This window comes from Streptococcus oricebi, assembly GCF_017883985.1.
In the GTDB taxonomy this organism is placed as follows: domain Bacteria; phylum Bacillota; class Bacilli; order Lactobacillales; family Streptococcaceae; genus Streptococcus; species Streptococcus oricebi.
Map to the genome: position 1 here is coordinate 112,127 of NZ_PRDG01000006.1, position 14,269 is coordinate 126,395.

At 46.2% G+C, this 14,269-nt stretch carries 12 protein-coding genes (1 of these 12 only partly in view); 11 read left to right on the top strand and 1 reads right to left on the bottom strand.

What is annotated here, in order from left to right; genetic code table 11:
• Positions 1-4,261, bottom strand: partial view of a G5 domain-containing protein gene (locus tag C4K46_RS09660; RefSeq protein WP_209628967.1) — the 5' portion only. 908 nt of this gene lie to the left of the window's left edge; only the first 4,261 of its 5,169 coding nucleotides appear in the window; its start codon is at positions 4,259-4,261; the stop codon falls past the left edge of the window.
• 355 nt (positions 4,262-4,616) lie between these two features.
• Here C4K46_RS09660 and C4K46_RS09665 point away from each other — a divergent pair, with 355 nt between their 5' ends.
• The 11 genes from C4K46_RS09665 (at position 4,617) to C4K46_RS09715 (ending at position 13,944) form a co-directional block, all read left to right on the top strand.
• Entirely contained in the window at positions 4,617-5,042 is a 426-nt protein-coding gene (locus tag C4K46_RS09665) for a low molecular weight protein-tyrosine-phosphatase (protein ID WP_209628969.1), read from the top strand.
• A 2-nt stretch (positions 5,043-5,044) separates the two neighbouring features.
• On the top strand, positions 5,045-5,458 hold the full coding sequence (locus C4K46_RS09670) for an MORN repeat-containing protein (protein WP_209628972.1): 414 nt from the start codon (positions 5,045-5,047) through the stop codon (positions 5,456-5,458).
• Complete coding sequence (locus tag C4K46_RS09675; protein ID WP_209629084.1) at positions 5,448-7,262, top strand: acyltransferase family protein; 1,815 nt, start codon at positions 5,448-5,450, stop codon at positions 7,260-7,262. Before C4K46_RS09670 ends, C4K46_RS09675 begins: the two co-directional genes overlap by 11 nt.
• A 354-nt stretch (positions 7,263-7,616) precedes the next feature.
• Entirely contained in the window at positions 7,617-8,009 is a 393-nt protein-coding gene (locus tag C4K46_RS09680) for a hypothetical protein (protein ID WP_209628974.1), read from the top strand.
• A gap of 9 nt (positions 8,010-8,018) precedes the next feature.
• Positions 8,019-8,354 carry a hypothetical protein gene (locus C4K46_RS09685; protein WP_209628976.1) on the top strand — a complete coding sequence of 112 codons (336 nt, stop codon included), beginning with the start codon at positions 8,019-8,021 and terminating at the stop codon, positions 8,352-8,354.
• Positions 8,351-9,010: a hypothetical protein gene (locus tag C4K46_RS09690; protein ID WP_209628978.1), complete on the top strand. Its 660-nt coding sequence runs from the start codon at positions 8,351-8,353 to the stop codon at positions 9,008-9,010. Before C4K46_RS09685 ends, C4K46_RS09690 begins: the two co-directional genes overlap by 4 nt.
• A gap of 1 nt (position 9,011) precedes the next feature.
• Positions 9,012-9,497 (top strand): hypothetical protein, encoded by a 486-nt coding sequence (locus C4K46_RS09695; protein WP_209628980.1) that lies wholly within the window; start codon positions 9,012-9,014, stop codon positions 9,495-9,497.
• On the top strand, positions 9,494-11,464 hold the full coding sequence (locus C4K46_RS09700; protein WP_209628982.1) for a hypothetical protein: 1,971 nt from the start codon (positions 9,494-9,496) through the stop codon (positions 11,462-11,464). Before C4K46_RS09695 ends, C4K46_RS09700 begins: the two co-directional genes overlap by 4 nt.
• 9 nt (positions 11,465-11,473) lie before the next feature.
• Positions 11,474-12,214: a PoNe immunity protein domain-containing protein gene (locus C4K46_RS09705; RefSeq protein WP_209628984.1), complete on the top strand. Its 741-nt coding sequence runs from the start codon at positions 11,474-11,476 to the stop codon at positions 12,212-12,214.
• 125 nt (positions 12,215-12,339) lie between these two features.
• Positions 12,340-13,080 carry a PoNe immunity protein domain-containing protein gene (locus tag C4K46_RS09710; protein WP_209628986.1) on the top strand — a complete coding sequence of 247 codons (741 nt, stop codon included), beginning with the start codon at positions 12,340-12,342 and terminating at the stop codon, positions 13,078-13,080.
• 195 nt (positions 13,081-13,275) lie between these two features.
• Complete coding sequence (locus tag C4K46_RS09715) at positions 13,276-13,944, top strand: PoNe immunity protein domain-containing protein (RefSeq protein ID WP_209628988.1); 669 nt, start codon at positions 13,276-13,278, stop codon at positions 13,942-13,944.
• Positions 13,945-14,269: the final 325 nt, after the last annotated feature.

Sequence of the window (14,269 nt, forward strand, 5' to 3'; positions counted from 1 at the left end):
CGTCCAGGGTATCTAGATAGGTCAGGGTTTTAAGTCCCTTGCTTCCTGGGGTTTGGACGATTTCTCGTCCTTTTTCCAACTTATCATCCAGAATGCGGGCTGTCTCAAAGTCAATTTCTTCTGTTACGGTCCTTTCTCTGGTGGTCAGTACTTCCTTATTCCCAACTCGGATAACTTGGTTGACGGCCGGTCTGCTAATGCTTTCAGAGATTTTCTTGCTTTCCAGGACCTGGCCGTTGGCGTCCAGGGTATCTAGATAGGTCAGGGTTTTAAGTCCCTTGCTTCCTGGGGTTTGGACGATTTCTCGTCCTTTTTCCAGCTTTTCATCCAGAATGCGGGCTGTTTCAAAGTCGATTTCTTCTGTTACCGTTCTTTCCCTCGTAGTCAGGACTTCTTTATTCCCAACTCGGATAACTTGGTTGACGGCCGGTCTGCTAATGCTTTCAGAGATTTTCTTGCTTTCCAGGACCTGGTCGTTGGCGTCCAAGGTATCTAGATAGGTCAGGGTTTTAAGTCCCTTGCTTCCTGGGGTTTGGACGATTTCTCGTCCTTTTTCCAGCTTTTCATCCAGAATGCGGGCTGTTTCAAAGTCGATTTCCTCTGTTACGGTCCTTTCCTGGGTCCTAGTAGTAGGCCTGGTGCCGACCAGGACAATCCGTTTTTGGGCTGGCTGTAAAAGCTTGCTAGAGACAGCTTCTTTAGTGATTAGTTCCTGGCTCTTATTATCCTTCAAGACTCGGTAGAGGACCTGTTTTAGTCCTGGTTTTCCAGCCTGAAGTTCCTGACTTTCCCCTACTTGGAGATTCTGGCTAGGCCGGTATTCGGTCTCAAAGTCTAGGGGCAGGGTTTCGCTGGTGCTAGAGGCTGTCGGGATTCGGGTTCCAATCCGCAGGATGCGGTTTTGGGCCGGGCTAAGCAGGTCCTGGTTTTGAAAGAGATAGGAGCTACCGGTTTTAAGGGCCACAGGTAGGTGCTCATAGCGGTGGCTAATCTGGGTGCTAGCCTCTGTCGAGCGGGGACCACTATAATGGTAGGTCTTGGAGGCTGTCAGAACCTCGCCCTTGCCGGTGACATAGTCCCCCCGCAGGAGGCCAGGAATACGAGGATTGTCAGTCGCCTCCTTGAGATTTTTCAGGCTAAAGAGCTTTTTCAGATTGGGATAGGGTTGATAGGCTTCCAGCTCCCCGTCAGCCGTTAGAGGAGCATGCTCGATCTTGGCAGTCTGGAGTTGGACCCGCATCCGACCCTGACTGCCCTTTTTCTCCTCAAGGACGACACCAGCCAGGAGCTGGTCATCCATGATGTAGTCGGTCCTGTAGGAGAGGGCCCTTTCGCTAGAGGAAATCAAGCTGGGCTGGTCCTTGCTAAAACGACTAGCCTGGAGGTTGAGCTGGGCACTATCTCTTAGGTCCTGGGCCTGAATCTTTTGCGCCTGGTTCTGGTAGAGACTATTGCCATTAGCGTCTAGCTTTTGTCCCTGGACTTGGCCGACAGGGACTTGGTCCTGACTAGTAAAGAGATTGTTGTAGAGGTAGCGGACCAGATTTTCTGTCCTTAGGGCCTCTAGTTTGAGGTCAGACTCTTGCTTAATCCCGGCTATTTTTAGCTGATTATTTAAAAAGACAAAGGGCTGGGTCTGGCGCAGACTATTGGGCAGGTTGGAGGGCTGTTGGGTCAAGTTAAGGACAAAGCCATCTGGGCGGGCCTGAATGGTTGGCCCGGTATTTCCCGTAGCGTAAATCAAGGGCTTGGCCTGCTGCTTGCTGTCTCGATAGATTTGGCCAAAGTCAAAGAGGTTGTCCCGCATGATGATGCCCTCGGCATTGGTCGTCAGATAAATCAGGGGCATGCTGTTGCTTGCACCACTCATCCTAGACTCCCCAAAGTGAAATTGATTCTCGGTTATTAGAAGAGAACCGCGGAATTTATCCTGGTAGGCTACTAGATTTTTATCCTTAATCAGGCGGTTGGAGGTGGAGTCAGCCAGATAAATCGGTGAGATGTAGCTATCTGGAGATCCCAGGACCGATTTGACCTGGATCCGGTTTTGACTGATCGTCACTGCTCCAGCCCCATAGCCTAGGCCGTTAGCAAACTTGCTGGTCTCGGTCTGGCTATTACTGCCATTGAGGTTGTCATTGGCATTGTTAATCATCTTGATGATGGAGTGGACCGAGTCACCGAGAATGGTATTTTGCTTGATATTTAAGAAATAGTTGAGATAGGGCTCCTGCATGCGGACTAGGATAGCATTGGTGGTATAGGCTTGCTGGCTGAGGGTCTGACCGCTCGTATCCAGGCCCTGAATGGTATTGGCACTGATTTCGAAATAACCAGTAGTCCCTTCGGGACTGAGGTCGCGAAACTTCTCGTTGGTCTGGAGGTGGATGGCCTCGTACTGGATGTAATCACTGCCCCGATCGAAGCGCCCTTCCAGGTCGACATCGTTAAAGGCCATGCGATTGCCCTTATCCTGACTAATCAGATTTTTGCGGATAATGACATTTTCCATGGGGAAGGTCCGATTATAGACCGAAATACCCAGCAGGCGATCGCCATGGGAGACATTGTTTTCGATTAAGATTTGGTCTCCATCATGAATGTCCATGCCCTTGCGGTAGTTATGGCTAGTCAGATTATTGCGAAAGACAATGCCCTTATTATAAGAGCCAGCTTCGGAGGCAAAGCCATAGCCGGTGCCTCCACTTCTTGGGTGGCCATTTTCTGAGGCGGTCGTTGACTGAATGAGAAAATTAGTCTGATAGGAAAAGTTGACTCCGGCCACTCGATTGTTATGGCTGTTACTATTGATGACCTTATTATAGCGGCCTAGTTTGAGGCTATCAAAACTATAACCCTCGGCCTTGTTAGCAAGCAGATTGCTGATAGAGCGGAAGCGCCCCCACTTGTAAATGTGGGAGACACTGTTGTGGCTAGAGCCAAAGCGGATACCGGCCTTATTAGCCCCGCTGGCCTCCACCCCGTCTACCGTCACGTAGCTGGAGTCATTGACCAAAATTCCGTCAATCTTCCCATAGTAGGGCATGCCACGCAGGTAGAAGTTTTTTTCCTCCTGGGCCAGGCTACCCTTGGGGGGCTTGATGTGGACGGAAAGGTCCTTGATAAGAAAGCCCTCCTGCTCCTCGACTAAAAGCAGGGCATGGTCGCGGTTGTCGGTGTCATTTTCATTGCTGTCCCAGGGTTGGCCCAGCTGGACCCGCTCGGTTTCGATACTAGTTGTCCCCATGCCATCACCAAAGAGGCCGGTCACATGGGCCAGGCTGGCATCGATTTTAATCTGCCCCCAGCGTCCTTCCTTGCGATAGATAGGCAGGATAAGGCCGGTCACTGTTTGGCCCTTACTGTTTTGATACTTGATTAAGCCGTCGGAGTCAATGTTTAGTTTTTGGTAATCTTGGACAGAAATTTTTCCCAAATCAGTCAAATCTCCCAGGCTACCCTTGGCAATCTCAGCCACGCCAGGACCGAAGGTCCGAATCTCATAATGGTCAATATGGCCAGGATCGCGGGCAATATTGACTCGGCCGCTCAGCTTGACAGCCACGCCCCGGTATTCTTTGCCTGCCGAGTCAGCCATCAGGACTTGATTGGCCGCTTGAAGGGCCCGATTGATGGCGGCTGAATCGTCGTCATTGTCGGAACTATCAAGGCCAAAGTCCAGGGCATCTACATAGTACCAGCGGTTTTTCTGGTCGTATTTGACCTCATAGTCGTAGTTTTCAATCTGGGCCTTGCTGACCAGCTGGCGGTTGTCATCTGTTATTGCCGCCTGCATCTTGCTGGACTGGTTGTCAACAGTCAGCTGGGGTAGGGCCTTTTCCTTGAGCTGGGCTTCCAGATCACTCAATTGGTCGCTCGACTCTGGCTGCCTACTTTCGTCGGCCTGGTCGGCTATTCCTTCTGCTTCTAGCTCAGGCTGCAAATCAGACTCCTTGGTCAGAGCCAGGTTTGGCTTGGCTAGGGGCTCCTCTAGAGCAGAGTCGCCAGACTCAGCTGGCTCAGAAGCAGCAGAAAAAGCCCCTGCCTGGTCTAGGTCAGAAGCCTTGTCTTGATTGGAAAGTTCTGTTTCTGCCTTTTGGGGCAGGGCTTCCAGCTCTCCTATTAGCTGGTCCCTTGTGGTCGAGTCAGACTCGATCGGTCCCTCTTGGTCAGCAGAAACAGGGGCAACCATGAATGTCGAAGCAGCAAGCCCCACAGACACAGCGACCCAGTGTTTTTTAACTTTTTTTAACTTTTTCATAAAATCCTTCTTATCAATCTAGCCTATAAACAGCTTGATTTTCTCCCTAATAAAAATATTGTAATATAGGCTTGAAAGCCCGTCAATAAAAGAGTTCCCAAGTCGGACAGGCCGAGATATTTTGTATAAAAATTCTTGCTCAAATACCCCCTTTCAGACAAAAATCAGCAGTTTTAAACAAAGCATGGCCGTTTTATGGCAGGGCTTGCGGTCTTTATTTTTGGGCTTTTAAAAAGCTGACTGGCCTCTCTTTGATGTTTGCTTTTTTTGCCTTGGGGAAAAACTTGAGATTTACAGACAGTCCAAAGCTGGTTTTTTTCTTTATTTTGTTATAATAGAAGGGAGGTATTTTTTAATGAAGAAAATAGTTTTTGTTTGTTTAGGCAATATCTGCCGGAGCCCCATGGCTGAATTTGTAATGAAAAGCTTGACCGATCAGATTGAGGTCGAAAGCCGGGCCACCTCTAGTTGGGAACATGGCAATCCCATCCACCGAGGTACACAAGCAATCTTTAAAAAGCATGGAATCAGCTATGACCCTCATAAAAGCTCCCAGCAAATCTCGGCCAAGGATTTTGCCAAGTTTGACTATATTATCGCCATGGACGAGTCCAATCTCAATGATTTAAGGGCTATGCTACCCAAGAATTGCCAGGATAAGCTCTACCAATTTGCGGATCGAAGTGTGCCAGACCCTTGGTACACAGGGGACTTTGATGAGACCTATGACTTGATTGTCAAGGGGTGCCAGGCCTGGCTGACCAAGTTAGAAATGAAGTAGAAATGGATAAACTAAGAAAACTTTATGACCGCTACAGGGTCTATATCATCAGACAGCACTTGGAATGGCTAGCCCTAACCGTCATCGTCCTATCGGCTATCTTTGTCTTCACCTCTGGCCTACCACGTAAGGGGGTCTTGAGCCTAGAAAATGGGGCCATCCACTATGATGGGAGCCTGGTTCGGGACAAGATGAATGGTCAGGGGCATCTGACCTTTAAAAATGGGGATAGCTACAGCGGGCAGTTCCAAAATGGCCTCTTTCACGGCCAGGGGACCTTTAACTCGGCTGCCGGCTGGAAATACGAGGGCGAATTTGTCAATGGCCAGGCCCAAGGGCAGGGCAAGCTGACGACAGAAAACAAGGTCGTCTATGAAGGAACATTCAAGCAAGGAATTTATCAAAATGCGCATTAAGTGGTTTTCACTAGTCAGAATAACAGGTCTTATCCTGGTCTTACTTTATCACTTCTTCCAGGGTCTCTTTCCTGGAGGCTTTATTGGCGTGGATATCTTTTTTGCCTTTTCAGGTTTTCTGATTACCTCCCTCCTGATTGATGAGTTTGCCAGGAGTTCAGCTATTGATTTGCTGGGATTTTTCAAGCGGCGTTTCTATCGGATTGTTCCCCCCTTGGTCTTTATGATTTTGCTTATCATGCCCTTTACCCTTTTGGTCCGCAAGGACTTTGTGGCAGGGATTGGGAGTCAAATCGCAGCCAGCCTTGGCTTTGTGACTAATTTCTTTGAAATCATGTCCGGGGGAAATTACGAGAGCCAGTTTATCCCCCACCTCTTTATTCATAGCTGGAGCTTGGCCCTAGAGGTTCATTTCTACCTCTTTTGGGGCTTGGGAGTTTGGTTTTTGGCCAAAAAAAGTCAGAGCATCAGCCAACTGCGGGGCTTTATCTTTCTCTTATCCACCGGTCTTTTTCTGGCTAGCTTTTTAGCCATGTTTTTAGGGGCCTTTTTCACCAAGAACTTCACGAGCATTTATTTTGCTAGCTGGACCCATATCTTTCCTTTCTTTGCCGGAGCTGCCCTGGCTACGGTATCGGGGGTTGCAAGTGTCGGAGTGAATTTCAAGAAGATGGAAGAAGCCTGGACGATTAAGAAGGCCTGGCTACGTCTAGCCCTGAGTTTTTCTCTTTTAGTCGTCTTAAGTTTCCTGCTTAAGTTTGACCAGATTTGGACCTATCTCTTTGGCTTCTTGCTGGCTACGGTCCTGGCTCTAGAGATGATTTTAGCGACTAGGATTCTCCATGACAAGACTCCCAATCGACAAGAACCAGCCTGGCTGGGCTTTGTTGCGGATACTAGCTACGGGGTCTACCTCTTTCACTGGCCCTTCTATATTATTTTTAGCCAGCTGATGAACAATCTCTTGGCGGTTATTTTAACCACCATCTTGTCCTTTGGCCTAGCGGCTTTATCCTACTATGTCTTAGAGCCTAGCCTAGCAGGACGCAGGCCCCAGCTGACCTTCCTCAAGCTAGATGCCACTCAGATTAGCCGGCCCATCTTTTATAGCCTGCTGCCTTTGACTCTCTTGACCCTGCTGATTATGGCGACCGCCCCTAAGATTGGGGCCTTTGAAGAAAGCTTGATGGTCAATGGCCTCAACCAGGCTAAGAACAAGCTCGATTTGACCCGCAGTCAGATTGACCAGGCCCAGGCTACGGAGTACAATGTGACAGCCGGGGTCAGCCTGATTGGGGATTCGGTAGCCCTGCGGGCAAGTCAGTGGCTGGAGACCACCATACCAGGGATTCAGCTAGATGCGGTTGTCAGCCGTAACCTAGCCTCTGGTCTGGAAGTCTACCAAACGGCTATCAGCAATAAAATCCTCCTACAAGATGTGGTCCTAGCCCTAGGAGCCAATACCGTTGATAACTATGAGGAGGCCCTTAATCAGCTGATAGACCAGCTACCCAAGGGCCACCGCCTCATCCTAGTCACCCCCTATGACGGCCGAGTGGCTAGCGATGAAAATAGTAGCCTGGCCAAGACCCGCCAGTATGAGCAGGAACTAGCCAAGAAGTATGACTATGTCTATCTGGCCGACTGGTACCAGGTGGCCCAGGATAATCCAGACATCTGGCAGGGCACAGACCAGGTCCACTTTGGCTCTGAGAGCAACTCCATCGCCCAAGGTGGCCAGCTCTATGCCCAGACCATCAAGGAGGCCCTAGACCAGGCCAGCCAGGGCCCAGTAAAACCATAAGATAAGCAAACGGTAGTTTTTTCTACCGTTTTTGTTTTTCCAAGGGGATGGGACTTTTATTTTGTCTTAGCTGTGAAAATTCGGCTTGAGATTGCATATTCTTTATTAGCGTGTTATGATAGATTTAGAATGTTTCAGTTTTTTTACAGAAATAAGACTAGCTTCTGTAAACAGGAACAGCTAAGGGGAGTTTGATTATCAAGAAGGAGGGATTTGCTCTAAGTTGGCTTAGTCTTTTTGTGACGAAAGCAGCAAAGAGAGCCCCAGTTGATAATGAAACTTTCCTTTAATTTTTTAAAATCCAAGGCTAGGGCATGCTGGGTCTGGTAACTTGTGATAAAGAGAGGAGTAGGAATGACTAGTGATGCAGCTTTAAAAAGTGCGATTTCTGGCTATAAGGCGGATAAAGCTAAGTATGAAAAGGTAAAAAATGAGATTGTCAATCATTCTCTAAGCACTAGACAAAATTTGAAGGAGATTAACAGTTTTCTAGATTACTGTGAGGACATCATTGAACTTGCAGAAGGAGAAGAAGGATACCACTATATTGATGTCCTACCTAGCAATTTAAAAAAAGATGTCAAAACCATGAAGCAGTACCGAGATTTTGCGCGTGATGCCAATACCTCCTTTATCAATCTCTACAATCTGCTAGAGTCTAAAATTGCTAGTCTAGATAGTAAGATTAGCCGAGCTAGGGATGAGTATAATAAGGATAAGCCCCTCTTGGAGAAGTTGTACTGGTAAGGAGTAGAGATGAATACTAATATTAACGATTATCAAGACCGCTATACAGCAGACACAGTGGTCTATGACAATAGCAATCTAGCTAATCTTTTGGCTGAGGCTAAGGCAGCCAAAAATTTGATTCAAACCAGCATTCCCAACCATATCACCCAAATGGAGAGTCAAGACAAGCTCTGGAAGGGCAAGGCCAAAAAAGAATATCTGGGACTAAAGGACTTGCTCAAACAATATCAAGGAGACTTTGCGGAAGCTGTTGCAGAGCTGGAGACGACGATTGCGGGTCTTGAAACCCTCCTTAACTCAACGGCAGAAGCCAAGGCCATTAAGGAGATTGAGCAGGGGTGAGAACTTTTACCTTAGAGGCTCTCTATGCCTTACATATCCTGAACGAGGAGTCGGACGACCTTTTCTTTCTACCCTTGCCGCAAGAAGCAGGAGCTTCTCGTCTGGAAAGCTTGCGTAGAACCTTAGAAAAGGGCTATCAGGATTTGACAGAAATGGGCCTTATCGTTGACAATGAGCCTAGCGAGGAGTGTGCTACTTATGGCGCCTTTTTAGAGGGTTATCAGAAGGCCCTTTACCATTGTCAGGTAGATAATCACTATTTTTGTGCCCAGGAAGTTGATGGTAATCGGTGGTTGACGACAGTTATCCAGCGACTGGACGATAACCAGTATGTCATGGAGACCTTGCATAGTGTGGCTTTTTTGGCTCATTTGAAAGACGGTCACCCATTATTGCAGGACTTGGAGAAGAAGCACAAGAACTACAGCTACTATAGCTGGGAAGCTTTTTCCGCTTTTCGTTTAGAGACCTACTATGGGCAGGCAGAAGCCCTGCACCTTAAAAGCTATCGAAGAGATGAGCTTATAAAAGACCGCCTCTTTTTTGAGGCACCTTCTGGCCTTTATGAGTTTGACCCTCTTGAGGAGCAGATTCGCTCCATCGATGGTGAGGAATTACGAGACCTACTGGTCCAAGACTTGAAAGTGAGGCTATAAGATGGCAGAAAAAATCAGTATCGAACTGACCCAGCAGGAAGCCCTGCTGCTAGAAATTCGTTCCTTGACGACGACAGCTAACGAACTCAGTACCAAGCTCAAGACTGTGGTCGAGGGCCTCCCTGGATTGACCTCTCAAGGGGAAGTCCACAACCGCATGGCCTCAGAAGGGGCCAACAAGCTGAACCGCTTCATCTCTAAGGCTCAGACCTTTCAGACCTTGACAGAGGTTATCTATGGCCATACCCAAGAGACCTATAGCAAGTTTATCGATACCGATAAGCTCCTAGCTTTGGACATTGCCAATAGCTACCTGTCCAGCCCAGAGATAAGTGCAGAAGAGCGGGCCTACATTAAGGCCCACCCTAGCCAAGCCGTCTCTGCTTTTAAGGAGTCCATTCAGGGTGGGGAAATCAAGGATAAGATGCAGGGGGCCAAGTCGAGCGAGCTCCTCATGCGCAATGGACAAAAGGAGGGGACCAGATGACCAAGTATTATTCCCACAAGCCCGATTTTGAGAAGGGGTCTCGGACTGGCGCAGGTTCTGGGGGAAATTGGAACAATGTCAGCTGTGTGACTAATATTTTGAAGAATGCTCAGGAGCTGGCCCAAATCGTGGAGTCAGCAGGCCTGTCCGACCTCTATATCGCAACTGGGGAGGCTACTCTGGGCAAGGACATGCCCGAGAAGACCTTTCTTGATGCGGAGCACCATGCTATACATCGTTTGGAGGCGGCCAAACGGGCCCATCGGGAAATCATGCAGAATATTGATGGGAAGTTCTTTGAAGGTCTAGATAAGTCCTTAACCAAGCTTAACCAAGTCAATGAGGGTAAGAATACCTATAAGAGTAAGCACCTAACCTATGAAACGACGGTCACCACTTATGACTATAACGGTTACAGTCCCGCCAAGGAAAAGAAGGTCAAGGTTACCGAGCATTACACGCTGAAGGACATTATCAATAGTCCCCAGTCTCCTATTCAGGCAGCTAAGAGCCTCTATGATGGCCGGCTCAAGCTGGCCAAGGAGCACTTGAAGACGATTGAAAAACAGAGTCGCAAGCAATATGAGGAGCTCAAGAAGCTGAAAGAGCCCGAGCTGGTAGAGGCCCTATTTCCGACTCAGTTGGGCGAGTATGAGCAAGCCCGTTCGACCTTTAAGGAAGCCAATAAGGACTGGCTAGGCTGGGTGGTTCTAGGTGTCAAGGTGGTCGGTGGTGTCCTGATTATTGGAGGCGTTATCGCCAGTGGAGGTACAGCAGCCCCTGCCCTAGCTCCTTGGTTAACAGGAGCTGGGACTATTATTGTAGCTACGGATTCGGGCATCCAGGCCATTAGCGGGGAGACCCTTTCAGGGACGGTCTTGACCCCAGAAGAGCGGGCCTGGGCAGCGGCGGATGCTGTCTTGACCGGTCTGACCGGAGGCTTAGCGACCCGAACCCTGTCCCTAGCTAATAAGGGCCAGACCATGAGCACCACCATGCAGACCGTAGCCAAGCTAGCCAACTATACAGATGATGTGGTGGACGTAGCTCGGACGGTCCGGCTAGCCCAGGACGACCCCCTGGGAGCTGTAGGCCAGTTTGTTGGTAGTCGGGCCCTGACCCACGGCTTAGGCGCTATCGGTAAGAAGCTCTATGCCAAGGCCAACATCGATGTCGAAGCGCCTAAGGTGGAGAAAATCGAACGCTACAGCCAGTGGGAGGAGATGAAGCTCAACCATAAGCAGACAGTGACGGACTTTGTGGCCACCAACCGGCCCAGCGGTGCTCCTCACCCTAGAGAATGGCTCAAGGTGGAGGGCAATGAGTTTTCTATCGAGCATTTGAGCGACGGGACCCAGACTTGGCGCTATAAGAATGCCCAAGGAGTGGAGAAGGTCTATATAGACGGCCTGCTGGAAGGGGCTGGAAGTCCTAGTCCGATTACAGTTGAACACTTCCAGAAGCTGGACAAGCGGATTCAGGACTTTGACCCTGAGGTTGCGACCACGACCCAAAAGGGGAATGTGGGAGAAATCCTGGCCGACCAGCACTTACTCCAAGTACGGGATAAGGTTGGCCCTCATGGCGAGAGCTACCACCTGGAGCGGATTGGTCGCCCAGCGCCAGAAAGTATTAACGAAGCGACGGTCAAGGGGATTGACGGGATTTATAAGAACAGCACCCCACCACCTTCTTATGTCATCAATGAGGCTAAGTTTGGCAGCAGCCAGTTGAATGCTCATACAGAAACAGGGCCACAGATGTCTAAAAAATGGATTGAAAAGAGATTATTCGGTTTAGATGAAGTTGAACAAATGAAAATCAGACGAGCATTGAGAAAAGGTGATATAGATATGGTTGTCTCTAAAGTAGATTATTCTGGCAATATTACTACTTATCATGTTCAGGAAATGCTTGATGAAACCGGTAAAGTCATTCGTGTAAAAGCAGGTGCCCAATGGCCTTAGGAGGAAGAAATGAAAATAAGAGATAGACGCAGTACAGAAGAAAAGCTTGTTCATAGTATAACTATTAGAAAAGAATTCCTTAATGAATTACAAGAAGAAGTGCAAGACCTAAAAGAAGATTTAAGTGCTGGAATCCAAAAATATAAAAATCCCACAGAACAAGTGCTAAAACTAACTTATAATGATATTAGTATTTATCAGTTGAGTATTTTGATTGGTACTTATTCAGCAGGATATCCACTAGAGATTTTTAAAAAAGAATACCTTAAATTTGTGGATAGTTTAATACTAATTTGGGAAAGCAATAGTGACTATATAGAAATGATTTGGGCCTTGTCTATCGGTATTCTTTTAGATATTGATGATGAAGTATTTAATAAATTAGTTGGTTTGGTGAGAAAAGATGATCCAGTGGACTATTTAATTGACTATCTGATTCACTACCGCCAACCAGATTGGGCCATTCGCGACGATTTTATGTTTCCTATGCACTACGGTACTCTTCAGAAAGTCACTGAAACGACCACTTCGGAAGAAGCTACAAAATTGTTAGTGGATTACTTAGCAAAGGAATGGTATCAGGGACACCGTGATTCTGGTTGGTATGATTTACACAAAGCCAATATTGACAATTACTACGGTTACTGGTCTTTTGAAGCCGGCGCTATTTGTAAGATTATGGGACTGAATCCAGATGATTTCAAAGAAGTGGACTATTTCCCTTATGATTTGGTGGTGGAAGAGGATTAACCCTGAATAACAAATTTTATCATTTCATCTCCAAGGCCCAGACCTTTCAGATGCAGGAAGTTCTGGATGAAACCGGTGAAGTCATTCGCGTAAAAGAAGGCGCTCTATGGCCTTAGGAGGAAGAAATGGAAATAAGAGATAGACGCAGTACAGAAGAAAGATTAACAGAATTTATCACAGTTTATTCTGGATTTATTGAAGAAGACTTTCAATATATTGAAGAGTTGAAACAAGATGAAGAAGCTGGTACTCCAAAGAATAGGCTACCCAATTTAGAAGTAATTAAAAATGTTCGACAAACGATTTCATTACATCAAAATGAAGTTATGTTAGCCACTTATTCGGCAGGTTTTCCACTTGAAACTTTTAAAAAAGAATACCTTAAATTTGTGGAAAGTTTGATATCCACTTGGTATAGTAATAGTGGATATACAGATATGCTTTGGGCTTTATCGATTGGTATTCTCTTAGAGATTGATGATGAAGTCTTTGACAAACTGGTTGACTTGGTGAGAAAAGATGACCCTGTGGATTATCTGATAGACTATCTGATTCACTATCGCCAACCAGATTGGGCCATTCGCGATGATTTTATGTTTCCGCGCCCTTATGTTTTCACCGAGAAAATCACCCAGACAGGAAGTGCGGTAGAAGCAACTAAATTATTACAGTTTTATCTGGAAAAGGAATGGTATCAAGGACACCGTGACACAGGTTGGTATGACTTACATAAGGTCAATATTGACAATTACTACGGTTACTGGTCTTTTGAAGCCGGCGCTATTTGTAAGATTATGGGCTTGAACCCAGATGATTTCAAAGAAGTAGATTATTTTCCTTATGATTTGGTGGTGGAAGAGGATTAACCCTTAATAACAAATTTTATCATTTCATCTCCAAGGCCCAGACCTTTCAGATGCAGGAAGTCTTAAACGAAACCGGTAAAGTCATTCGCGTAAAAGAAAGGGCTCTGTGGCCTTAGGAGGAAGAAATGGAAATAAGAGATAGACGCAGCACAGAAGAAAAATATTTAAATCTCATTGAAATGACAAAGGGATTTATTGATAAGAGAGAAAAAAATTGAGAATTTAGAACAAGATGAGGCAGAAGGAGTTAGTCGGTATTCTCTCTCTAATAAAGAAATTGTTAAAAATACTCAGAGGACGATTTCTTTGTATGCGAGAGAAGTTATGTTAGCCACTTATTCGGCAGGTTTTCCACTTGAAACTTTTAAAGAAGAATATCTTAAATTTGTGGAAAGTTTACTACCAATCTGGTACAGTAACAGTGGATATGACAGTATGCTTTGGGCTTTATCCATTGGTATTCTCTTAGAGATTGATGATGAGGTTTTTGATAAACTGGTTGACTTGGTGAGAAAAGATGACCCTGTGGATTATCTGATTGACTATTTGATTCATTATCGCCAGCCTAGTTGGGAAATTCGTAATGATTTTATGTTTCCGCGCCCTTATGTTTTCACTGAGAAAATCACACAAGCGGATAGTTCGGCGGAAGCGACTAAATTATTACAGTTTTATCTGGAAAAAGAATGGTATCAAGGACAGCGGGACTCAGGTTGGTATGATTTGCATAAGATAAACATTAAAAGCTTTTTTGGCTATTGGTGCTTTGAAGCAGGCGCTATTTGTAAGATTATGGGATTAAATCCAGATGATTTCAAAGAAGTAGATTATTTCCCCTATGATTTGGTGGTTGGAGAGGATTAGCCTTCAATAGAGGACTTTTATTCAGTCCTCTATTTTTGTATTTTTTATGCAACCGCTTTCTTACTCTCTGATTCCCCTCTCAAATCATTTTTCAGTTTGATGCGAGAATTTACCTCTCATTGTCTGGAAAGGATTGGAAGCCGAACCTTGTGAAATAAAAAAATTTTATCGGCTATTTCACAAACTAGCTCTAAAAAGTTAGGGAAATCAAAAGATTGATAAAAAATTCACAATCAAAAGATGTAAAGTTTGTGAAATATAGCTGAAAGTGTTTACAAAGCTACTGAAATAGGGTATAATGAATTTGTGAAAAAGTTAACAAAGA